Origin of the sequence: Guyparkeria sp., from assembly GCF_046540515.1 — a bacterium.
Classification (GTDB): domain Bacteria; phylum Pseudomonadota; class Gammaproteobacteria; order Halothiobacillales; family Halothiobacillaceae; genus Guyparkeria.
Genome location: NZ_JBKHFB010000017.1, coordinates 1 through 22,553, shown reverse-complemented (window position 1 = coordinate 22,553; position 22,553 = coordinate 1). Strand labels below are relative to the sequence as shown.

The window sequence follows — 22,553 nt, the reverse complement described above, 5'->3', positions numbered from 1 at the left end:
GCCGAGATGCCTTGGTGAGTTGTCTCATTCTATCGAATCGACGCATACCACTTTAGTGGCCTGAACATTCGAGACAATAAAAAATAATTTATGGCGACATGATGGAGTGATTATTAGCGTTTGTTGAAATTCCATCGGGTCGCCGTGCCCGCCATGAAGCGGTTTGCCCGATCGTTTTTACCACATTGCGGCGATTTTTGCCGAACGGCGGTGGGGTCCGGCGTGGTGGGCGATCTTCTTTGCGTCGGGCGCGCCGTGGTCGCGTCTGGGGGTGGTCGCGAGGCAAGATTCCTTGGATAAACCCTTGGATAAACAGGGGAATTAGTCCTCTTTCTGACCAGCGCGGCGTTCGATCTCCTGCAGCGTCGAGTCGATGCGCGCCTGGGCTCGAGGATTGTCGGCGGTGAAGGTGTAGGCGGTCTCGAGCTCCTGATGCGCGGCGACCAGGTTGCCCTTGAGCAGAAAGTAGCGGCCGAGCTGTTCGTGGTGTTCCAGCGGCCGGTCGGCCGCGCCGGCCGCGCGGGACAGGGTCAGGACGGCCTCGGCGTCGTCCGGGCGGGATTCGACGGCACGGCGGGCCTTCTCGTAGGCGGTCTGGGCATCCCCGCGGTCGAGCATCCAGTCGATCTCGACGCGCAACAGCGTCGTGTCGCCGGGGTACAGTGCGATCATCTCGTCGAGGATCTCGTCGGCCTCGGTGGTCTTGCCGGCGTCGTTGAGCGCGCGTGCCAGCGGCAGGGCGTACCAGCGGTTGCCCGGTCGTGTCTCGTACAGTGGGCGGAGCTTGTCGATGGCCTCGTCGTGCCGACCCTGGCGTTGGGCGCTGACGGCCTGCCGGTAGGTCTCCTCCGGTTCTTCCAGGTCGAGCCCGGTCCGGCCGGTCAGTGCCGCCAGACGCGCGCGGGCGAGCCGGAACGATTCGCTGTCGCTTGCACCGAAGCGGTCGGCGGGCAGCCCGGCGAGCCGGTCGCGTATGGCGCTGATGCGCTCGCTGTTCATGGGGTGGGTGCGCAGGAACTCGAACTGGCGGCCGGGGTCGGCGCCCGCGCGGCGCTGCAGGGTCTCGAAGAAGCTGGCCATGCCGCGCGGGTCGATCTCGGCGCGGCGCAGGGTGTCGATGGCGATGCGGTCGGCCTCGCGCTCGTGCATGCGTGTGTAGTTGATGGCGCCCTGGGCCGCGCCTGCGATGCCGGCCGTCGCCACGGCCGCGCCGAGCTGCGGGTCGACGGCGCCCAGCAGGATGCCGGCGATCAAGCCGGCGACCGCGGTCATGCTGTTGCCGCTCTGCGCGGCGACCATCTGCGCGATGTGGCGCTGGGTGGCGTGTGCGATCTCATGGGCGATCACGCCGGCGAGTTCGCTCTCGTTCCGGGCGGCCAGCATCAGGCCCGAGAACACGGCGATGTAGCCGCCGGGCACCGTGAAGGCGTTGATCGTCGGGTTGTCGACGATGATCATCTGTGGCGCGAACTGCGTATCGGTTGTCGACGACATCAGGCGGGTGCCCAGGTCGTTGAGGTAGGCGTCGAGCAAGGGATCCTCGATCACCCCGCCGCGGGCGCGGAGCCGCTCGAACACCTCGGCGCCGATCTGGCGCTCCTCGGCTGGCGACAGCACGCTGTCGACCGGGTTGCCCAGATCCGGCAATTGCGCCGCGGCCCGGCCAGGCAGGCCGATGATCAGAAGGGCGGTGAACAACCAGGTAATCGTCTGTCGCGTCATGGGTGTGCTGTCATGCATGGCGAGGGGGCGGTTCGCTTTGACCATCGAGCGCGTGGCAGGTTTCCCCGGTCGCTTCTGACGACACGCCGGTCGTCCCGAATGGACGTGGCGCGGCGTTCGCCGCTAGACTGCTGCCACTCCTCACCGAAGTCCGCTGCCGAGTCGGGGCCGCGATCAGGCAGGAGCGATGCGGGGCGACCGGCGTGTCGCATCCAGCGCCGGGCTTCCCAACAAACCGGATCGGAAATCATTATGGCAGCCTACGAGAGCATCAGTGCCGACGAGTTGAATGCGCGCCTCGGTGATGTCGCCCTGTTCGACGTACGTGGTCCGGCCGAGACCGAACGCGGCATCATCGAGGGAGCCAGCCTGGTCCCCCTGCACCTGGTGCCGCTGAACGTGGATCGCTTTCGCGGTGACCGTGACGTGGTGCTCTACTGTCATAGTGGTGCGCGTTCCGCGCAAGCCTGCCAGTTCCTGGCCGGGCAGGGAATCGAACGCCTGTTCAACCTCGAAGGCGGGGTGATGTACTGGGCCGGTTCGGGGCTGCCGCTGGTGGCGCCCAGGGACTGAGCCATCCCGACGGAATGGAGTGCCGATGAGCGAAGACATGCCGATCGAGGTCGACGCCCGCGGGCTGTCCTGTCCCATGCCGTTGCTGAAGGCGCGCAAGGCGCTGGCGACCGCGGCGGTGGGGCAGCGCCTCGTGGTGATCGCCACGGACCGCGGTGCGGAGAGCGATTTTCGTGCCTACTGCGAGCGAGCCGGTCACGAGCTGATCTCGATGGAGTGGCGAGGAGACGAGCTGCGGGTCGAATTGGCACGCGGCGAATGACCCCGCGGGCGGGTCCCGGTGGGTGTGACGTGCTTTCAGGGAGTGGGGGCGAATGTCGTTGTCGCGGCGAGCGATCGAGGGTGGCTGGCCGAGGGGTAGGCGGTCGCGTGGTTTCTGGCGTATTGTCGCACTCGTCAAGTCAAGAACAACGACAGAAAAACATTTGACGCAAGGGAGTGTTGAGCCATGGGGAATGCCCACCTGACTCGCCTGCTGATGGCAGGCGCCTTCATGTTTGGTCTGCTGGTCTCCGGACTGGTGCGGGCCGAGTTCCAGCCGTTTATCCAGGGTGAGCCGCTTGACGGGGACATCGATGCCTCCGCCGAGATCGCGCGCGACAAACTGGCCGCTCAAGGCTTCGACCTCGTCGGTGACTATGCCCCCACCGAGGGCGTGCGCGTGCTGGTCGTGACCAATGACACGCTGCTCGACACCGCGGCCCAGAGTCCGCGTGGCGGCTACGGGGCCGTGCTGAGCGTGGCATTGGAGCAAGCCGATGCCGGCACGCTGGTTTCCTACCAGCACCCGCAGTACGTGGCGCACGGCTACCGGCTGGAGTCCGACAACGAGCCCGTCTTCCAGTCGCTGGCCAGTGCCCTGGGTGCGACCGGCTATTTCGGCGCCGAACCGATATCCAGTGCCAACCTGCGTACCTACCAGTACGCCTTCGGTCTCGAGACCTTCGGCGATCCGGTCGATCTCGGCGGGTTCGATTCGTTCGATGCTGCCGACCGGCAGATCGCGGCCCGTGCCGACGACGAGGCGCGCGGCACGGAGCTGGTCTACCGCGTCCGTATTCCGGGTCGGGACCAGGTGGTCTACGGGGTGGGCATGCATACCGATGACGCCAACGCCAACGGTGCGGCCCTGGTGGAGGCGGTGGATCAGGATGCCCCGCGGGGTTACGCCTTCCTGCCCCACCCGGTGCTGCTCGATGGCAGCGACGCCGAGACCCTGAGTCTGCGGTTTCGTATGGCGCTGTTCTACCCCGACCTGCCCATGATGGGGGGCGATGCCTCGTTCTTTAAGCTGCGCAAGGCGCCGGATGCCATCAACCAGTTGATGATCGACGTGGTCGATGGCGAGATCGAGCAGGAAGAGGAGAGCCGGGGAAGCGGATTCGGTACCTTCTGATCGCCCTGCAAGGTCCGCGTGACGATCACGATGGCCCCGGCCCTCGCCTGTGCGCATCCATTGCGCCCAGAGTGGTGAAATCTGCCCGATAACACGTTATATTGACAGGCCTACGATTGAGACCGCCGGGCCCTAACGGGCGCACCCGCGGTTGATGGCAGCCTGCTCGGCCGGCGATGATCTCGCCGCTCGGGCGGGCTGCCGTCGTCATGGGCTGCGTTGATCGCGTTGCACTCGTTGCCTTCGGGCAAACTCAATGAGAAGTGGATGACCATCCGGGGCAGGGTCCCGGATGCGGGGACGGTTACCCCGAAAATCGGACGCTCGCTCCGGTGGTTCGCCCGCCGTCGAGTCGATCGTCAAGCCATTTAGTCAGTGAAACGCGCAAGTTTCGAGGTGAGTACTCTCGTGGAATTGTCCGGCGGTGAAATCCTGGTTGAGTGCCTCAAGTCGGAAGGGGTCGATACGGTCTTCGGCTACCCCGGCGGGGCGGTTCTTCACATCTACGATGCCCTGTATCAGCAAGAGCAGGTCAATCATGTGCTCGTGCGTCACGAGCAGGGCGCGGTCCACATGGCCGACGGCTATGCCCGTGCCACCGGCAAGCCGGGCGTGGTGCTGGTCACCTCCGGCCCGGGTGCGACCAACGCGGTCACCGGCATTGCCACCGCGCACATGGACTCGATCCCGCTGGTGGTGTTCACCGGCCAGGTCCACAGCGCGCTGATCGGCAACGACGCCTTCCAGGAAGTCGACAACGTTGGCATCACCCGCCCCTGCGTGAAGCACAACTTCATGGTCAAGGACGTGCGCGACATGGCCGAGACCATCAAGAAGGCGTTCTACGTCGCGACCACCGGTCGCCCGGGCCCGGTCGTGGTCGATATCCCCAAGGATGTCACCGACCCGAAGGTCAAGATCCCGTTCGAGTACCCGGAAAAGGTCGCGATGCGTTCCTACCAGCCGACCGAGAAGGGGCACTCCGGGCAGATCCGCAAGGCGGTCGACCTGATCGTCAACGCCGAGCGGCCGATGATCTATACCGGCGGCGGGGTTGTTCTCGGTCGCGCCGGCGACGAGCTGACCCATTTCACGCGCAAGCTCGGCTACCCGATCACGCAGACGCTGATGGGCCTCGGCGCCTATCCGTCCAGCGACAAGCAGCACCTGGGCATGCTCGGGATGCACGGCACCTACGAGGCGAACATGGGCATGCATCATTGCGATGTCCTGATCGCCATCGGGGCCCGCTTCGACGACCGGGTCACCGGGGACCTGTCCAAGTTCTGTCCGCACGCGAAGATCGTCCACGTCGATATCGACCCGTCCTCGATCTCGAAGAACGTCGTCGTCGACGTGCCGATCGTCGGTGCGGTCAAGTCGGTGCTCACCGAGATGATCGAGCTGGTCAACCAGGCCGGCGGGGCGAAGAAGACCCGGGAGCTCGAGGCCTGGTGGGACCAGATCGAGCAGTGGCGCGGCATGAAGTGCCTCGAGTACAAGTGGTCCGACGAGATCATCAAGCCGCAGTACGTCGTCCAGAAACTCTGGGAGGTCACCGGCGGCGACGCCTTCGTCACCTCAGATGTCGGCCAGCACCAGATGTGGGCCGCCCAGTACTACGGCTTCAACAAGCCGCACCGCTGGATCAACTCGGGCGGGCTGGGCACGATGGGCTTCGGCCTGCCGGCCGCGCTGGGCGCCAAGTGGGCCTATCCCGACGAGGAGGTTGCCTGCATCACCGGCGAGGGCAGTATCCAGATGTGTATCCAGGAGCTGTCGACGGCACTGCAGTACCAGCTGCCGGTCAAGATCGTCAGCCTCAACAACGGCTATCTCGGCATGGTCCGGCAGTGGCAGGAGTTCTTCTACTCCGGGCGCTACGCGATGAGCTACATGGAGTCCCTGCCGGACTTCGTCAAGCTGGCCGAGTCCTATGGCCACGTCGGCATGCGCATCGACAAGCCGGCCGACGTCGAGGGCGCGCTGAAGGAGGCGTTCGCCATGAAGGACCGTCTGGTCTTCATGGACTTCCAGACCGATCCGGAGGAGAACGTCTACCCGATGGTTCCCGCCGGCGCGGGCCTCAACGAAATGATCCTGGTGTGAGGGCGGCCTGATATGCGACACATCATCTCGATCCTGATGGAAAACGAGGCCGGCGCACTCTCTCGGGTGGCCGGGCTGTTCTCGGCGCGTGGCTACAACATCGAGTCGCTGTGCGTGGCACCGACCCACGACGAGTCCCTCTCTCGCCTGACGCTGGTGACCAGCGGTGACGAGCAGGTGATCGAACAGATCGTCAAGCAGCTCAACAAGCTGATCGACGTGGTCAAGGTCCAGGACATGGCCGACACCGCGCACATCGAGCGCGAACTGATGCTGGTCAAGCTGCAGGCCTTCGATGCCATGCGCGAGGAGGTCTACCGTCTGGCCGACATCTTCCGCGGCCAGATCATCGACGTGACCGAGTCCAGCTACACCGTGCAGCTGGTGGGGCCGGGCAACAAGCTGGACGCCTTCATCGACGCGCTGGGCTCGATCCCGGTGGTCGAGATCGTGCGCTCGGGCGCACTGGGGATCTCGCGCGGTCCGCGCGGCATGCTGATCCCCGAGGTCTGAGCCTCGGCCGAATTCCCTTAATTCAAAATAATCGACTGGAGACACATCTCATGCAGGTTTACTACGACAAGGACTGCGACCTCTCCCTGATCCAGGGCAAGAAGGTCGCCATCATCGGCTACGGCTCGCAGGGTCACGCTCACGCGCTCAACCTCAAGGAATCCGGTGTCGAGGTGGCTATCGGCCTGCGCGCCGGTTCCGGCTCGGTCAAGAAGGCCGAAGGCGAGGGCCTGACGGTCAAGACCATCGAGGAGGCCTCCGCCTGGGCCGACGTCGTCATGGTGCTGGCCCCGGACGAGAACCACGCCGAGATCTACGCCAACCAGATCGAGCCGAATCTGCGTGAGGGTGCGACGCTCGCCTTCGCCCACGGCTTCTCCGTGCTGTACAACCAGGTCTCGCCGCGCAAGGATCTCGACGTGATCATGATCGCGCCGAAGGCCCCGGGCCACACCGTGCGCTCCGAGTTCGCCCGCGGCGGCGGCATCCCGGACCTGATCGCGATCCACCAGGACGCTTCGGGCAAGGCCAAGGACATCGCGCTGTCCTACGCCTCGGGTATCGGCGGCGGTCGCACCGGCATCATCGAGACCACCTTCAAGGACGAGACCGAGACCGACCTGTTCGGCGAGCAGGCCGTGCTCTGCGGCGGTACCGTCGAGTTGGTCCGCGCCGGCTTCGAGACCCTGACCGAGGCGGGCTACCCGGCCGAGATGGCGTACTTCGAGTGCCTGCACGAGCTCAAGCTGATCGTCGACCTCATGTACGAGGGCGGGATCGCCAACATGAACTACTCGATCTCCAACAACGCCGAGTTCGGCGAGTACGTCACCGGCCCGAAGGTGATCAACGACGAGTCCCGCCGGGCGATGCGCGAGGCGCTGGCCAACATCCAGAACGGCGAGTACGCCAAGCGCTTTATCAACGAGGGGGCGCTGAACTACCCTTCAATGACGGCACGTCGTCGCCAGGACGCCGAGCACCCGATCGAGCAGGTCGGTGAGCGTCTGCGCGGCATGATGCCGTGGATCAGCGCCAACAAGATCGTCGACAAGTCCCGTAACTGATCGCGGGACGGTCGCACGCGACAATCCCGGGAGGGGCAGAAGATGGATCACGACACGCAAACCGAGCAGCAACCGGCCGACCGGCAGGACGGGCATCGGCGGCGCAAGGCGATCTACCTGCTGCCCAACCTGATCACGACCGGCGCCCTGTTCGCCGGTTTTTTCGCGATTGTGATGGCCGTCCAGGGCAACTTCGTCCCGGCGGCCATCGCCGTTTTCGTCGCCATGCTGCTCGACGGCATGGATGGCCGCGTGGCGCGGATGACCGGTACCGAATCGGAATTCGGCATCCAGTACGACTCGCTCTCCGACGTGGTCTCCTTCGGCATCGCCCCGGCCCTGATCGTCTACCTGTGGAGCCTGCAGGGCATGGGCGATCGCTGGGGCATGCTCGGCGCGTTCGTCTTCGCGGCCGCCGCGGCGATTCGACTGGCGCGCTTCAACGTGCAGGTCGAGACGGTCGACAAGGGGTACTTCGTCGGGCTGGCCTCGCCGGCGGCCGCGGCGGTGCTGATGGGCATGGTGTGGTTCTTCGAGGCGCACGAGATTCCGTTCGAGACCCAGCAGGGCTGGGTCTGGGTGATCACGATCACCACCGGCCTCTTGATGGTCTCGAGCTTCCCGTACTTCAGCGGCAAGCGGCTCTCGCCGCGGCTGCGCGTGTCGTTCCTGAGCCTGCCGATCGCAATCATCGTGTTCGTGCTGCTCCTGAAGGATTTCGCCCTGACGCTGTGGGTCCTGGCCAGTGCCTATGCGCTGTCGGCCCCGCTGTGGACGCTCACGCGCGATCTGCGTCGGCGCATCAAGCGCCTGGCGTCTTGAATCGCGGCCCGGCCGTCGCTACCGTTGTCTCATGAGCAGTCGTTCCCACGCAGCCCGTTTCTCCCTCCCGATCGCCCTTCCGGCGGTCGGGCTGCGTGGCGTCTGCCCGTCGCTGCTGCTGCGACTGCCCCGCTGGGGCTACTGACGACGGCCTGGCGAGGCGACCCACGCGATCACCGACTAGACAACGACATGCCGACGGGACGACCCGACGGTGACTTTTGAGGTTTATGCCATGAGCAGCAGTGACTCCTTGATCATCTTCGACACCACGCTTCGCGACGGCGAGCAGAGCCCGGGTGCGTCCATGACGCGCGACGAGAAGCTGCGCATCGCCCGTCAACTCGAGCGACTGGGCGTGGATGTGATCGAGGCCGGTTTTGCCGCGGCGAGCGAGGGCGATTTCAATGCCATCCGTACGATCGCCGAGCATGTCGAGCATTCGACCATCTGCTCGCTCGCGCGCGCCGGCGAGAAGGATGTGCGCCGTGCCGGCGAGGCGGTGTCCCCGGCGCCCAAGCGCCGTATCCACACCTTCATCGCCACCAGCCCGATCCACATGGAGAAGAAACTCCGCATGAGCCCCGACGAGGTGGTCGGGCATGCGGTCAACGCCATCAAGATCGCGCGCGAGTACACCGACGACGTCGAGTTCTCCGCCGAGGACGCGGTACGCTCGGAGATGGACTTCCTGGTGCGTGTCTTCGAGGCGGCGATCGAGGCCGGTGCGACCACGCTCAACGTGCCCGACACGGTTGGCTATGCCACCCCGGACCAGTGGGCCGAGCAGATGGCGACCCTGATCGAGCGGGTCAACGGCTCGGAGAACGTGGTGTGGTCGACGCACTGCCACAACGACCTCGGCCTGGCCGTGGCCAACTCGCTGGCGGCCGTTCGTTCGGGTTTCCGCCAGGTCGAGTGCACCATCAACGGTCTCGGAGAGCGGGCCGGCAACGCCGCGCTCGAGGAAGTCGTCATGGCCACCCGCACGCGTCCGGACGTCTACGGCGTCTCGACCCGCATCGATGCCACCCAGATCGTGCCGACCTCGAAGCTGGTCTCCACCATCACGGGCTACCCGGTGCAGCCCAACAAGGCCATCGTCGGGGCGAACGCCTTCGCCCACGAATCGGGCATTCACCAGGACGGCGTGCTCAAGCACCGTGAGACCTACGAGATCATGCGTGCCGAAGACGTCGGCTGGTCGACCAACCGGCTGTCTCTCGGCAAGCTCTCCGGGCGCAACGCCTTCAAGAGCCGCCTGAAGGACCTCGGTGTCGAACTCGAGAGCGAGGAGGCCCTCAACGATGCCTTCCGTCGCTTCAAGGAGCTGGCCGACAAGAAGCGCGAGATCTTCGACGAGGACATCCAGGCGCTGGTCTCGGAGGTCTACGACGAGCAGGAGGAGGCCTTCCGCCTGGTCGCATTGCACGTCTGTTCCGAGACCGGCGAGACCCCGGAGGCGACCGTGACCGCCTCGATCCGCGGTGAGGAGATGACCGCCACGGCGACCGGTGCCGGCCCGGTCGACGCCGCGCTGGCCGCGATCGAGAAGATCGTCGCCTCGGGTGCCAACCTGCAGCTCTACTCGGTCAACAACATCACCAGCGGCACCGACGCTCAGGGCGAGGTCAACGTGCGCCTCGAGCGCGCCGGGCGGATCGTCACCGGGCAGGGGGCGGACACCGATATCGTGATCGCCTCGGCCAAGGCCTACCTCAATGCCATCGAGCGGCTCGAGCATCCCCCCAAGCGCGCCCATCCGCAGATGGGTGACGTGTGACCCGAGGGTCGGGCTGAGCATGGGCTTGCGGGTCGATCGCGAGGCCGCCCTGGGGTGGCTGGGTATCGAGGGATTTCGTCCCAGTGGGCGAATGCGCCCGACCGAACGACGGGCGGTCGTCGCGGATGATTCGCGAACCGAGCATGGGCCCGCCGAGCAGCAGGGTGAGCAGCAGGGCGACTCGGGGTCGGGCCCGATCGAAACCCTGATCGAAACCCCGGTCGATGTCACGAAGGATGTTCGGACCCCGCCCTCCGAGATGGCGGTCGAAGAGTCACGCCAGCAAGAGACCGGAGCCGAGGTCGCCACGACTACAGCCCGGTCGGCCGACGAGGTGCCGGCGGACCGGCTGTATCTCGCCTTCGACTCCCCCCATCGGGCTCTGGCCGAGGCGATTGCCCGGGCCGCCGGCCTGGCATGCGAGACGGGAGAGGGTGGCGATGTCGTGACCGTGAGCGGGCAAACCTGGGAGCTGGCAGCGCTGGCCGGCGACGGGGCGGCCAAGCGGTGCCTGTGGCAGACCCTGGTGGCCCGTGGCCGGCGGAGGCGCGGATGAGGGCCGAGTCCGACGTCATTCCGGCCTGGGACTGGGCGGCACTGGCCGGCGAAGACCTGCCCGAGATCGTCGCGATCGAGGAGGCCGCGCACCCGTACCCGTGGAGCGAGGCGATCTTCGAGGACTGCCTGCGCGCCGGCTACCGCCTCGATGGCGCCTTTGTCCGCGGGCAACTGGTCGGCTACTCGGTGGTAATGGCGGTGCTCGACGAGTGGCACCTGCTCAACCTCTGCGTCGACCCGGCATTCCAGCGCCGCGGGGTGGGTCGGTTCCTGCTCGAGCGCCTGCTGGATTCGGCGCATGCGGCGCGGGCGAGGTGCCTGATCCTCGAGGTGCGGGCCGGCAACCGTGCCGCCATCGGCCTGTACGAGTCGGCCGGGTTTGCGGATATCGGTCTCCGAAAGGCGTATTATCCGGCCCCCAACGGGCGGGAGGATGCACGCGTCATGCGTTGCGAGCTTGCCTGAACCCGGTTTTACCGGCCTCTCACTACCTGTGACGGGCCGCACGATCTTCCAGTCGAGATTCCATGAGCACTACCCCCGAAAACGATTACTCCAGCCGCCGGACCTTCGCGATCATCTCGCACCCCGACGCGGGCAAGACCACCATGACCGAGAAGCTGTTGCTGTTCGGCGGCGCGATCCAGCTCGCCGGCACGGTCAAGGGCAAGAAGTCCGGCCGCCACGCCACCTCTGACTGGATGGCGATGGAAAAGGAGCGCGGCATCTCGGTGACCAGCTCGGTGATGCAGTTCCCCTACCGGGAACGTATCGTCAACCTGCTCGACACCCCGGGCCACGAGGACTTCTCCGAGGACACCTACCGCGTCCTGACCGCGGTGGACTCGGCGTTGATGGTCATCGATGCGGCCAAGGGCGTCGAGGCGCGCACCATCAAGCTGATGGAGGTCTGTCGCCTGCGCACCACGCCGATCATGACCTTCGTCAACAAACTCGACCGCGAGGGCCGCGACCCGCTCGAACTGCTCGACGAGGTCGAGACGGTCCTGAACATCCGCTGCGCACCGGTGACCTGGCCGATCGGCAGCGGCAAGCGCTTTCGTGGCATCTACCACATCGCCAAGGACACCACCTACCTCTACGGCGCCGCCGACGGCACGCGCGACCAGGCGGTCGAGGCGATCAAGGGACTGGACAACCCCGAGCTCGACGAGCGCATCGGCAGCCAGGCCGACGAGTTGCGCGACGAGATCGAGCTGGTGGCCGGCGCGGCCGACGAGTTCGACCTCCAGGCGTATCTGGCGGGCGAGCAGACGCCGGTGTACTTCGGTTCGGCGATGAACAACTTCGGGGTGCAGTCCTTGCTTGATGACTTCGTCGAGTACGCCCCGCCACCGCAGCCGCGCGAGGCCACCAGTCGCACGGTCGAGCCCTCGGAGAACAAGTTCACCGGTTTCGTCTTCAAGATCCAGGCGAACATGGACCCGCAGCACCGCGACCGGATCGCCTTTCTGCGCATCTGCTCGGGCGAGTTCCGTCGCGGCATGAAGTCCCACCACGTGCGCCTCGGGCGCGACGTGAAGATCCCGGACGCGCTGACCTTCATGTCCTCCGACCGGGTGCGCCTGGAAACGGCCCAGGCGGGCGACATCATCGGCATCCACAATCACGGCACGGTGCGCATCGGGGATACCTTCACCGAGGGCGAGAAGCTGGCGTTCACCGGTATCCCCAACTTCGCCCCGGAACTGTTCCGCCGTGCGCAGTTGAAGGATCCGCTCAAGTCCAAGCAGCTGCTCAAGGGCTTGTCGCAGTTGTGCGAGGAGGGGGCGACCCAGCTCTACCGGCCGATGACCAACAACGATCTGATCCTGGGGGCGGTGGGCGTGCTGCAGTTCGACGTGGTCGCCCAGCGCCTGAAGGACGAATACAACGTCGACTGCCGCTTCGAGGCGGTCAACGTGAACACCGCCCGTTGGGTGGAATGCGACGATCCCAAGCGTTTCGAGGAATTCAAGAACAAGAACCAGCAGAACCTCGCGCTCGATCACGCCGGTGATCTGGTCTACATCGCCCCGACACGCGTCAACCTGCAGATGACCCAGGAGCGCTGGCCCGAGGTGCGTTTCCTCGCCACCCGCGAGCACGGCGACTACCGCACGGAGTGATCCGTTCGCGGGCGGCGTGCTGTCAGTGCGCCGCCGGATCCCCTTCGGGCTGCCCGCCGAGCGTGCGCTCGACCAGTTGGTCGAAGTCTTCCGGGTTGATGTACTGGAACAGCTCCTTGTCGTCCTCCTCGACAGTGATCGCCACGCCCTTCTCGGGGTAGAGCCACAACATCGCCGGCGGCTCGTCCTGGTCGCGTTCCCCCCGCGGTATCGGGCGCTTCTCTGCCGGCTCGCCGAAGCGCCGGGTGATCAGTTCTTCCTCGTAGTCGGCGCTCGGTGCGTAGCTGATCGAGCGGATCGGCTGGTCCTGTGCCTCGAGCAGGGCCTCGTCGGACATCGACAGCTTGCGTGCTCCGCTCGGGGTCGGATCGGCGATGCGCGACTCCTCGGCCCAGCGCTCCAGTGTCTCCTGCTCGACGTCGGCGACCAGGATCACCTTCGCGCTCAGAGGTCCGACGTTCATCCGGCCGAAGAAGGCCTCCAGCGACAGCGGCTCGCCGGGCTTGGCGAACATGGCCAGATCCGCCTTCTGATCGTAGCGGCGCTTGAAGTCCAGCAGGGACGACTCGCCCAAGGTCACGCCGAAGACCTCGACCTGACCGCTATCGTTGACCTCTACGTCCCAGGGCAGGAAGGCGTGGTCGGGCGGGGTCGACTCGCAGCCGGCCAGCAGGCCGACGAGCACGGTTGCGCCAAGGGCGATCGATCGGGTGGCGGTGACGAGGCGGCGCATGGGCATTCCAGATATGAGTCGGGAGAAGTGGTCGCCGGCAACTTGGACGTCGGCGACGCTCGAGCCACGGATTTAATCAGCCCCGTGCACGACGGGCAAGTCGGGCGGTCCGACGCCCTTGCGTATTGCGTCGATCGAGCCCGAGGGGGTATGTTGCTGCCATTCGGTTTTCACACAGGGATAACGCCCGCTCGTTTCGATGGCGTCCGGGCTGCGACCCGCAGGCGCTGCCGAATCGTATGGGATTCCACAAGGAGGGATGCGCATGCCGATTGCAGGGAACAGGGATGGGGCCTCGAGCCGAGGTGGCTGGTTTCACGATTGGTCGGGGCCGCTGGTGCTCGCCCTTGTCGTCACGATCGCCGGGCCGGTCGCGGCCGAGGACTTCCCGCTCCGTGACAAGTACGCCTCGGTCGGTGTGCCGCCGGTGGAGACGGAGGAGCTCGCCGACTCCCTGGATGCCATGACCGTGGTCGATGCGCGCTCGCCCTACGAATACGAGACCCTCCACATCCGGGATGCCGTCTCGATACCGCTGGACTCGGGAGACTTCAAGGAGTCGGTTCTGGCGCTGGCCGAGGAATCGGGCCAGCCGCTGGTATTCTACTGCAACGGCGTCACCTGTGCGGTTTCGTACAAGGCCGCCCTGAAGGCGAAGAAGGCCGGCGTGGCGGACGCGCGCGTCTATGACGCCGGCGTGCTTGCCTGGGCCCGGGAAAACCCCGAGCAGACGGTGCTGCTCGGCGAGCCGTTGCAAAGCGACGACCAGCTGATCGCCGACGAGGAATTCAAGCGTCGACTGCTGGCCGAGGATGCCTTCTATGCCCGCATCCAGTCCAGCGACGACCCGATGATCGTCGATATCCGCAGCCGGGACCAGCGTCAGGGCGTGTCGTTGTTCCAGATGCGCGACCGCCATGTGCCGCTGACCGGCGACAACCGCGAACTCGACGGTCTGGTCGAGACGGCCAAGAGCGAAGACCGCCCGATGTTCTTCGTCGACGCCACCGGCAAGCAGGTGCGCTGGCTTCAGTACTATCTCGAGGAGCGGGGCATTTCCGAATACTGGTTTCTCGAAGGGGGAGCCAGCCAGATCTACGAGAGCATGAGCACGCAGTGATCTCGTCGCCTGCCCGGTGGTGATTCAGCCAAGCGCGTAGCGGCCGCGCCATTCGGCGATCCAGCGTTCCAACAGCCCCGCTGCTGTGTCCCGACTGGCCGAGGCGGTGTCCAGTCCCAGCACACGTGCGGCGTCACGGAGATTGTCGATGGCATGGCGGTTGTCCAGTGGAGCGGCCTGGTTGGTCTTGCTCAACTTGCGACCGTCCGGGCCGTTCACCAACGGCAGGTGCAGATAGCCCGGCACGTGCAATCCCAGGGCCTCGGCCAGTTCGACGTGCAATGGCGTCAGGGGCGCGAGGTCCTCGCCGCGCACCACCTGCGTGATGCCCATCTCGTGGTCGTCGACCACGTTGGCCAGGTGGTAGGCGATGGGCCCGTCGGCCCGGCGCAGGACCGGGTCGCCCACTTCGGTGGCCAGTTGCTGGCTCAGCTTGCCCAGGCGCCGGTCGGCGACGTCTCGGCGGTGGTCGCCCACCCGGAACCGCCAGGCGTGACGTTCGTCGGCCGCGGCGGGCTGCTTGCGGCAGAAACCGGGGTAGACGGGGCCGATCGCGCCGAGCACCTGCCCATGTCCTTCGGCCCAGGCGCGCAGCCGGGCGCGCGTACAGTGACAGCGATACAGCCGCCCCGATGCCTCCAGGCGTTTCAGGGCGGCCTCGTAACACTCCGTGCGCCGACCCTGGAAGATCACCTCGCCATCGAACAGCAGTCCGTGCGCGTGCAGTTGGTCGAGTATCGCGTCGATCGCCTCGGGGCGGCTGCGTGACCGGTCGGTGTCGTCGATCCGCAGCGACCAGCGTCCGCCATGGGCGTGTGCATCCAGAAAGCTGCCCAATGCCGCCACCAGCGAGCCGGCATGCAGCGGACCCGAGGGCGTCGGGGCAAAGCGGCCGTGGTAGGTCGAATGGCTGGGAGTCATGTGATCGGACGCCTGGCTGAGCGGTTGAGTGTGGATGTATTGGCCAATGTCGGCGAACTCAAGGTCGGTTGCCGCATCCTATCAGGGGGCCGATGCCGGGCCGGTGGCCGAAGTGAAGCGGCCCGGCGCGTGGTCCGGTTTCGTGCCTTGGCGTTTCCGGTCGCAGGTCGCCTGGTCCGGCAGACTTCCTTCTTGATGGCGTAGAGTATCGATATGTCGCGAATCCCTGTTCCTCGAGTTGCCCGCCGTGCCGTCCGCCTGCTCGCGCCGGGGCTGTTGCTGGCGGGGTTGCTGGCCTCAAGTCTGCCGTCGGTAGCGGCCGAAGGGGGCGGGGATTCGTCCTCGAACCGGCATCTGGGCGCGGAGATCGAGGGCGAGGTCGAGCGAGGTCTCGAGGCCATCGATCGGGGGGATCGCGACGGTCTGGAGCGGGAGCTGGACGATCTCGTTTCGTTACGGCACGGCGAATCGGTGGCCGCCTATCTCGAGGTCCGCTGGCTTCTCGACCGCGTCGAGCAAAACCCGGCGGCCGTGGCCGCCCGCCTGCGCGAGCATCCGGATCTGCCACTCATGCCGCGCTTGAAGCGCCGTTATCTGGATCACCTGGCCAAGAAGGAATCCTGGGGCGAGTACCGCCTGGTCTTTGATCGAGCGCCCGAGATCAACCCGGGGACTCGGCGCCAGTGCGCCTACTGGCAGGCCGAACTGGCCCTCGAGGAGACCTTGAGCGAGGTCCAGGCCGAGGAGGCTCTGTCGGTCTGGCAACGCGGACGCAGCCAGCCGGAGGCCTGCGACCCGGTCTTCGAGTGGCTGGAGTCCAACGGTCGCCTTGACGAATCGGCCTACCGCGCACGGGTGCAGGCGGCAGTGGTCGCCGGCCAGGATGGCCTGGCTCGCTACCTTGTGCGCCGCGGGCCGACGGGACTGGCCGAGTACCGTGATCGTTGGCTGGCCCTGCGTGACCGGCCGGCGACGGCGGTCCCCGAGCTGATCGACGCCGAGGGCGATGCCGAGGAGATCACCCAGGGATTGCTCTGGCTGGCCCGGCGCGAACCGGCGCGTGCCCGAGAGTCGCTGGCGCGTGCCGAGTCGCAGGAGCTGCTCGATGCCGAGCAGGCCGGCAGCGTGGCCCGGCTGGCGGCACTCAAGGCGGCGTATCGCTACGAACCCCAGGCCCGCCAGTGGCTGACCGAGGTGCCACTGGCCGCGCGTGACGAGGAGGTCTGGACCTGGACCGTGCGCGCGGCCCTGCGCCACCTCGACTGGGCCCGGGTCAAGGAGTCGATCAATGCCATGCCGGAGGAACTGGCCCAGCGGCGGGAATGGCGGTACTGGCGTGCGGTCGCCGACGAGCATCTTGGGCGGGCAACCGCCGCGCGCAGTGCCTGGCGCGAGCTGGCCGACACGCCCGACTACCATGGCTTTCTCGCCGCCGACCGGCTCGGCCTGGGCTACCCCCTGCCAGCCGCGCAGAACGAGCCGCCGGAACCATCGAGCGAGGCGGTGTCGGCCCTCGCCGGGCGGCCCTGGCTGTCGCTTGCCTTCGCCCTGCATCGACTCGACCGTCCCGAGGATGCTCGTCGCCTGTTCGGCCACGCCCTCGAGGGCGTGAACGACGAGCTCCTGCCGGCACTTGCCTATCTCGCCCATCGGGCCGGCTGGCATGATCGCGCCTCGGTGATCATCGCCCGCATGGACAAGCTCCACGACCCGGCCTGGTATGCCGCCCGCTTCGCGATGCCGCACCGGGCGGTGGTCGAGGCCCAGGCCGAGCGGCAGGGGGTGCCGACCGAGTGGATCTACTCGATCATGCGCCGCGAGAGCCTGTTCATGCGCGACATCGGCTCGGGTGCCGGTGCACAGGGCCTGATGCAGCTGATGCCCGGGACGGCGCGCTGGATCAACCGCCAGGCCGGCCTGGGCCTGTCGACGGACCGGTTGTCGGATCCCGACACCAACGTGGCATTCGGCACTGCCTACATCGGGCAGATGGCCGAACGGTTCGAGGGCCAGTATCCGTTGGCCACTGCCGCCTACAACGCGGGCCCGGGGCGTGTCCGCGACTGGATGCCGGCGGTGCCTCTTCCGGGCGACGTCTGGGTCGACACGATCCTGTTCGACGAGACCCGCGCCTACGCGCAGGCCGTGCTCGCGGGCATGGTCACCTATCGCTGGCGGCTGACCGGCGAGCCACGACGGCTGGGGGAATTGCTGTCGCTGGTCAAGGCCGGCGATGATCCGGATTGATCCGTAAGAAACCTCTACACGAATGCCACGGAGTCGGGCCCTTGTCTGTCGCCACTCAACCGCCGAGTTTCCTGTTCTTCGACCTCGAGACCACCGGGGCCGACCCGGCCTTCGATCGCCCGCTGCAGTTCGCGGCGATCCGTACCGATCCGGCCCTCGAGCCGATCGGCGAGCCGGTGGTCTGGTACGCCCGCCCGCCCGATGACTGCCTCGCCCATCCGGCCGCGGTGATGACCACCGGCCTGCTGCCCGACGATCCCGTACTGGCCCGTGCGGACAGCGAGGCCAATCTGGCCAATCGCGTCCACCGGCTGGTGAGCCAGCCCAATACCTGTGTGGTCGGGTTCAACAACCTGCGCTTCGATGCCCCGATGTTGCGCTTTCTCTTCTGGCGCAATCTGCTCGACCCGTATCGGCACGAGTGGGCGGACGGCAACAGCCGGTTCGACGTGCTGGACGCCGCCCGCGCCTATCGCCTGCTGGCACCCGCTGCACTCGACTGGCCGGTGGACGGTGAAGGCCGCCCGACCTTGCGCCTGTCCGAGCTCTCGGCCGCCAATGGCCTGACCCACGAGAACGCGCATGACGCGCTTTCCGACGTGGAGGCCACCATCGAGCTCGCCCGCGCCCTGCGCGATGCCGACCCGGCGCTCTGGGAACGCCTGCTCGCCGCCCGCGACAAGCGCGAGGTGGCGCGCGTTGTCGACCAGCCCGACCATGCCCCCTTCCTGCACGTCTCGCCCCGCCTGCCGGCCCGGATTTCCTCGGCCTCGATGTTCTGCTCCTTCGGCCAGGTCGACGGCAATCGCAACCGCCGCGAGTGCTGGGACCTGCGCTTCGATCCCATGCCGTGGCTGGATCTCGATGGCGCCGAATGGGCCGAGCGACGTTTCCTGAAGACCCCGCCCATCGAGGCCGAGTGCGACTGGGACCAGTTGCGCCTGCCGATCAAGTCGATCCACCTCAATCGGGTTCCGGTGGTCCTGCCGGCCGAGGCCCTTCGACGTGACGGGGTGGCCCAGCGGATGGTGATCGACCCGGCCCGCATCGACGCACACGCGCGGTTCTTCCACCGCCATTTCGACGCACTGCGCGAGCGGTTGCTGGGGGTGTTGGAGCATACCGAGGGCGACTTTCCGCCGCGAGCGGCCGAGCAGTCGCTCTATGCCGGCTTCGTGCCCGACGCCGATCGCCGTCACCTCGACGACTGGTGGGGGCGTGCCCGCGGGCTGCGTTCGCGCGACGAGGCCGTCGCGCATGCGCGCGACCTGCTGGCCTGGCCGTTCGAGGACCCACGTCTGCCGGAGCTGGTGGAGGGGTTCGTCGCCCGCAACCTGCCCGAGGCGCTGGACGAGGCGGCCGCGGAACGATGGCGTGCGCGCCTGGTCGATCGATTGCACCCCGGGGAACGCCTCGGGGAGGCCCATCCCGGCCCGGATCGGGATTTCCCGACGTTGTTTGCCGAGGTTGAACGGTTGGCCGGTGACGAGCACTGGTCGGCCGAGCAGCGGGCATTGCTGGGGCCGTACCGGCACTGGCTCGAAGGGCGTGAACGGGTCCTGCTGACGGGTGGCTAGTCGTACCCAATGGCCGTCATTTCAGTCACTTGGGCTCAAGTGAGCGGGTGGCGGGCCGATAACCTTGGGGAAGGTCTGCACCAAAATAGCCAATGCCTCTGGCTTTCCGGTTCGAGCACCATCAAGGTGCCGATTCGAAGGCGGGCTCGGTGCCCGGTGAGGATCGGTAGCGCCGAGGGCGGGCATGCCGGCAAGCCCCGCAGGGCGGGCTGCCAGGCGCCTGTCTGCAGAGTCGGCTATTCGCGCAGGGCTTCCCAAGAGGGAATACGAGGAATGTCGCATGAGCTTTACGGTTTTTGGTCGCGGAGTCAGCGACGGGCTGACGATCGACGAGGCGACATCGCCGGGCCTGCTGCGCCCGCCGACGTTTGTCGAACCGCCACCGGCCGTGCGCGAGGACCAGGCCGGCACGCCCTTTGCCCGGGAGCGCGAGTCGGCTGCGCGGCACGACGACTCGCTGCGCGCCTACCGGGAGACGGCAGGACAGGTCAACCGCGAGCCGTCACCGGTGTCGGTGGCCGAGCAGATCATGTCGCGCCCGGCGCTGACCGTACGCATCAACGACACGGTGGGTCGGGCGCGTGACCTGATGGCCGAGCGGCGCATCGGCCTGCTGCCGGTGCTGGGGGAGGACGGGCGCATCGAGGCGATCATTACCCGCGGCGATATCACGCGCCAGCGCATACGCTACTCGGATCTGGCGAAGATGCCGGTGGGAACGGTAGCCCATTTCGAGGTGCTGACGGCCGGCCCACGGACGAACATTCGAGAGCTGGCCCGCGTGCTGCTCGAGCAGGACATTCGCGGCATGCCGATCGTCGATCAGTCCGAGGAGCCGCCTCGGGTCGTGGGTGTAGTGACCCGTAGCGACATCCTGCGAGCGCTGATCAACTACGCCCCGCTCGAACTCTGGCTGTGACCATTGATCTGGATGGGTAATCGGATGGAGGTCGTGGTGTCCTAGCGCCGGGCGAACTCGCAACTGTCACTGTAGGCATCACGCATCAGATTGAAGCAGGTGGCCAGAAACAGGCTCTGCAGTTCCACGAACTCGTCGAAGGCCTCCCTTTCGGCCTTTCGGCCTCCCTCGGCACTGGTGATCAGTGTGTCGGCGGACCTGTGCATCTGCACGTGCAGTTGGTGGACCTTCTCGAACTCATCCTGGCGACCCGGTGGGGCGCCGTGGCTTTCCAGGAATCGTCCGAACCGGCATTCGTGCTCATTTACCGTCGGTCGCGGCGTGCCGTACAGCAGGACTGCCATGATTCGCGAGTACCAGTCGAAGTGCCAGTAGGTGACTTCCTCGAAGCCGTCGATAAAGGCCTGGTAGTCGAACGGATCCGGCAGGTTCGGGGACGATGCACACATGGGCGGTTTCACTCGGTGGGTTGGAGCGTGACGGTCAGTCTAGGCGATTTCATTTCGCCCTGACAGGATGATTCCAACATTCGGCCATGAAGGCTCGATGTCGTCAGGACGGTTCCGGATTTGTCCGGCGTTCCAGCAGCCTGGCCAGATAATGCAGATCGACCATGCCGTTGTCGGGGGCGGGGCCGGCCAGTGTCTCGGCCGGGGCGCCCTGATTGCCCAGGTGCGAATGCACGGCTATCGCCCCGTCGAAATCGTCGTCGGCGGTGTAGTCGTTGATGGTCACGACCACCGGCACGTTGGCCGCGCGCGCCGAGCGCACACCGTTGGCCGAGTCTTCCAGGGCGATCGTCTCGCCCGGGGCGAGCCGCATCCGCTCGAGTGCCCAGGTGTAGATGTCCGGGGCAGGCTTTTTCCTTGGGACGATGTCGCCGGCGGCGATCAGCTCGAACCAGTCCGGGCTGTCCTCTCCCAGTGTGGCGCGTAGCAGGCCGGTGACATTCTCGGGGGTGGTGGTCGTGGTGATGGCCAGGCGCATTCCCGCGGCCCGGGCCTCGTCGAGCAGGCGTTTCACACCAGGTCGCAGCGGAATCTCGCCGCGCTGGAGCAGGTCGAGGTAGTGGGCGGTCTTTGCCTTGTGCAGTCCCGCGATCCAGGCGGCCAGATCCTCGACCTCGGGTCGTGCCGGATCGCGGGTCTCGATGAAGTGACGGATGCGTTCCTTGCCGCCGGTGACGGCCAGCAACTCGCCGTAGGTGGACACGTCCCAGTGCCAGTCGAGCCCGGCATCGCGGAAGGCGAGGTTGAAGGCGACGCGGTGTCCGTCGCGCTCGGTGTCGGCAAGGGTGCCGTCGACGTCGAAAAGGATGGCTTGCAACATGCAGGGTCCCAACTTTGGTTACCATTGGCCCCGTTCCCGGAACGGGGACACGTGAATCAAAACGAGCGAGAGTCTACGCAATGCGCAAACGACCGGCCAGTTCCGGTGCCCGCTGGATCGCGGGTGGCTGGCAACTGTTGAAGACACGCCCCGGCCTGGTGATCGGCAGCGTGCTGCTGATGTACCTGCTGGTCCTGTTGGTCAGTTTCGTGCCGGTGGTCGGCATGGGGGCGGGCTACCTCATCGCCCCGATCCTGGGCGGTGGGGTGATCGTGATCTTCGCCCGGATCGCCGAGATCCTGGAGCGTGCCGAAGAGGAGCCGTTGGCGCGCGAGCAGCCGATCGGCTTCGACCTGCTGTTCTCGCAGTTCTCGGGGCAGGCACCCTGGCGCCCGCTGCTCGGGCTGGGTGGCGTGACCATCCTGGTGAACCTCGCGATCCTGCTCCTGCTGGCGGCCTTCCTCACCGCGGCGATGCCCGAGGGCGGCATGGCCGCCCTGAACAACCCCGAAACGACCGACAGCGAGCGCGTGGAAGAGCTCCTGCCGATCCTCACGTCGGGCTCGGCGCTGGGGATCTGGTTCGCGGTGATCGTGATCTACGTGCTGTATCTCTCGGCGATGCTGTTCGCCATCCCGCGCGTGGTGCTGGCCGGTGCGGGGTTGACCGCGGCGCTGGTGGCAAGCTTCCGGGCGGTATGGCTCAACTGGTTGCCGATGCTGATCTTCGGGCTGATCTGGCTGGTCCTGTTCATGACCATTCCCTTGACCGCAGGCCTGAGCGCGATCCTGCTGGTGCCCTGGGCCTGGGCGGCGCTGTACGCCGCCTACGTCTCCATTTTCCCGGCCGAACTCACGGCCGAGGAGGAGTCGCACGCCGAGGCAGACGAGGCCGCTGGCTGAGGGCGTTGGGCGCGACGGTCGCGTCGGTTTGTAGATTCGCGACGGGGCCTCTCCCGGCAAACAAAAAGGCAGCGTGCCGGCACGCTGCCTTTTCTGTAGGTCGTTTCGGGACCGTGGCCCGAACGCATCGCTC

21 protein-coding genes are annotated in these 22,553 nt (G+C 66.6%); 16 read left to right on the top strand and 5 right to left on the bottom strand.

The genetic code is table 11. From position 1 onward, the window contains the following. Positions 1 to 321 precede the first annotated feature (321 nt). The gene (locus tag ACLFRM_RS03770; RefSeq protein WP_410754381.1) at positions 322 to 1,722 is read right to left on the bottom strand and encodes a M48 family metalloprotease; all 1,401 of its coding nucleotides are present in this window, start codon (positions 1,720 to 1,722) and stop codon (positions 322 to 324) included. A 252-nt stretch (positions 1,723 to 1,974) separates the two neighbouring features. Between ACLFRM_RS03770 and ACLFRM_RS03765 the strand changes: the two genes are divergently transcribed. The 11 genes from ACLFRM_RS03765 (at position 1,975) to ACLFRM_RS03715 (ending at position 12,672) form a co-directional block, all read left to right on the top strand. After that, entirely contained in the window at positions 1,975 to 2,295 is a 321-nt protein-coding gene (locus ACLFRM_RS03765; RefSeq protein ID WP_410754380.1) for a rhodanese-like domain-containing protein, read from the top strand. Between the two features lie 25 nt (positions 2,296 to 2,320). Beyond that, positions 2,321 to 2,557: a sulfurtransferase TusA family protein gene (locus ACLFRM_RS03760; RefSeq protein ID WP_410754379.1), complete on the top strand. Its 237-nt coding sequence runs from the start codon at positions 2,321 to 2,323 to the stop codon at positions 2,555 to 2,557. A 186-nt stretch (positions 2,558 to 2,743) separates the two neighbouring features. Then, on the top strand, positions 2,744 to 3,691 hold the full coding sequence (locus tag ACLFRM_RS03755) for a hypothetical protein (protein WP_410754378.1): 948 nt from the start codon (positions 2,744 to 2,746) through the stop codon (positions 3,689 to 3,691). A 408-nt stretch (positions 3,692 to 4,099) separates the two neighbouring features. Beyond that, positions 4,100 to 5,800 (top strand): acetolactate synthase 3 large subunit, encoded by a 1,701-nt coding sequence (locus tag ACLFRM_RS03750; RefSeq protein WP_410754377.1) that lies wholly within the window; start codon positions 4,100 to 4,102, stop codon positions 5,798 to 5,800. A gap of 12 nt (positions 5,801 to 5,812) precedes the next feature. After that, complete coding sequence (gene ilvN, locus ACLFRM_RS03745) at positions 5,813 to 6,313, top strand: acetolactate synthase small subunit (protein ID WP_410754376.1); 501 nt, start codon at positions 5,813 to 5,815, stop codon at positions 6,311 to 6,313. A gap of 50 nt (positions 6,314 to 6,363) precedes the next feature. Next, complete coding sequence (gene ilvC / locus ACLFRM_RS03740) at positions 6,364 to 7,380, top strand: ketol-acid reductoisomerase (protein ID WP_410754375.1); 1,017 nt, start codon at positions 6,364 to 6,366, stop codon at positions 7,378 to 7,380. Positions 7,381 to 7,422: 42 nt separating this feature from the next. Next, positions 7,423 to 8,202: a CDP-diacylglycerol--serine O-phosphatidyltransferase gene (pssA, locus tag ACLFRM_RS03735; protein ID WP_410754374.1), complete on the top strand. Its 780-nt coding sequence runs from the start codon at positions 7,423 to 7,425 to the stop codon at positions 8,200 to 8,202. A 235-nt stretch (positions 8,203 to 8,437) separates the two neighbouring features. After that, a complete protein-coding gene (locus ACLFRM_RS03730; RefSeq protein WP_410754373.1) occupies positions 8,438 to 9,985 on the top strand; it encodes a 2-isopropylmalate synthase in 1,548 nt (515 codons plus the stop codon). A 19-nt stretch (positions 9,986 to 10,004) separates the two neighbouring features. Beyond that, on the top strand, positions 10,005 to 10,541 hold the full coding sequence (locus ACLFRM_RS03725) for a hypothetical protein (RefSeq protein WP_410754372.1): 537 nt from the start codon (positions 10,005 to 10,007) through the stop codon (positions 10,539 to 10,541). Beyond that, the gene (gene rimI / locus ACLFRM_RS03720; protein ID WP_410754371.1) at positions 10,538 to 11,008 is read left to right on the top strand and encodes a ribosomal protein S18-alanine N-acetyltransferase; all 471 of its coding nucleotides are present in this window, start codon (positions 10,538 to 10,540) and stop codon (positions 11,006 to 11,008) included. The genes ACLFRM_RS03725 and rimI overlap by 4 nt, the downstream gene beginning before the upstream one ends. A gap of 62 nt (positions 11,009 to 11,070) precedes the next feature. Then, complete coding sequence (locus ACLFRM_RS03715; RefSeq protein WP_410754370.1) at positions 11,071 to 12,672, top strand: peptide chain release factor 3; 1,602 nt, start codon at positions 11,071 to 11,073, stop codon at positions 12,670 to 12,672. Between the two features lie 22 nt (positions 12,673 to 12,694). On the opposite strand, the gene ACLFRM_RS03710 is transcribed toward ACLFRM_RS03715, so the two are convergent. After that, complete coding sequence (locus ACLFRM_RS03710; RefSeq protein WP_410754369.1) at positions 12,695 to 13,405, bottom strand: hypothetical protein; 711 nt, start codon at positions 13,403 to 13,405, stop codon at positions 12,695 to 12,697. A 265-nt stretch (positions 13,406 to 13,670) separates the two neighbouring features. Between ACLFRM_RS03710 and ACLFRM_RS03705 the strand changes: the two genes are divergently transcribed. Beyond that, on the top strand, positions 13,671 to 14,525 hold the full coding sequence (locus ACLFRM_RS03705; RefSeq protein WP_410754368.1) for a rhodanese-like domain-containing protein: 855 nt from the start codon (positions 13,671 to 13,673) through the stop codon (positions 14,523 to 14,525). A 24-nt stretch (positions 14,526 to 14,549) separates the two neighbouring features. On the opposite strand, the gene gluQRS is transcribed toward ACLFRM_RS03705, so the two are convergent. After that, positions 14,550 to 15,446, bottom strand: a complete 897-nt coding sequence (gene gluQRS / locus ACLFRM_RS03700; protein WP_410754367.1) for a tRNA glutamyl-Q(34) synthetase GluQRS — start codon at positions 15,444 to 15,446, stop codon at positions 14,550 to 14,552. Positions 15,447 to 15,659: 213 nt separating this feature from the next. On the opposite strand from gluQRS, the gene ACLFRM_RS03695 reads away from it, so the two are divergent. The 3 genes from ACLFRM_RS03695 to ACLFRM_RS03685 all read left to right on the top strand — a co-directional run bounded on the left by ACLFRM_RS03695 (position 15,660) and on the right by ACLFRM_RS03685 (position 20,189). Beyond that, the gene (locus ACLFRM_RS03695; protein ID WP_410754366.1) at positions 15,660 to 17,693 is read left to right on the top strand and encodes a transglycosylase SLT domain-containing protein; all 2,034 of its coding nucleotides are present in this window, start codon (positions 15,660 to 15,662) and stop codon (positions 17,691 to 17,693) included. A 41-nt stretch (positions 17,694 to 17,734) separates the two neighbouring features. Next, positions 17,735 to 19,270 (top strand): exodeoxyribonuclease I, encoded by a 1,536-nt coding sequence (gene sbcB, locus ACLFRM_RS03690; protein WP_410754365.1) that lies wholly within the window; start codon positions 17,735 to 17,737, stop codon positions 19,268 to 19,270. A gap of 280 nt (positions 19,271 to 19,550) precedes the next feature. Continuing rightward, complete coding sequence (locus ACLFRM_RS03685; protein ID WP_410754364.1) at positions 19,551 to 20,189, top strand: HPP family protein; 639 nt, start codon at positions 19,551 to 19,553, stop codon at positions 20,187 to 20,189. A 41-nt stretch (positions 20,190 to 20,230) separates the two neighbouring features. Here ACLFRM_RS03685 and ACLFRM_RS03680 read toward each other — a convergent pair whose 3' ends face one another. Further along, positions 20,231 to 20,638 carry a CZB domain-containing protein gene (locus tag ACLFRM_RS03680; RefSeq protein WP_410754363.1) on the bottom strand — a complete coding sequence of 136 codons (408 nt, stop codon included), beginning with the start codon at positions 20,636 to 20,638 and terminating at the stop codon, positions 20,231 to 20,233. 103 nt (positions 20,639 to 20,741) lie between these two features. Further along, positions 20,742 to 21,518, bottom strand: coding sequence for an HAD family hydrolase (locus ACLFRM_RS03675; RefSeq protein WP_410754362.1), 777 nt, complete (start codon positions 21,516 to 21,518; stop codon positions 20,742 to 20,744). 80 nt (positions 21,519 to 21,598) lie between these two features. On the opposite strand from ACLFRM_RS03675, the gene ACLFRM_RS03670 reads away from it, so the two are divergent. Continuing rightward, positions 21,599 to 22,420, top strand: coding sequence for a BPSS1780 family membrane protein (locus ACLFRM_RS03670; protein WP_410754361.1), 822 nt, complete (start codon positions 21,599 to 21,601; stop codon positions 22,418 to 22,420). Positions 22,421 to 22,553: the final 133 nt, after the last annotated feature.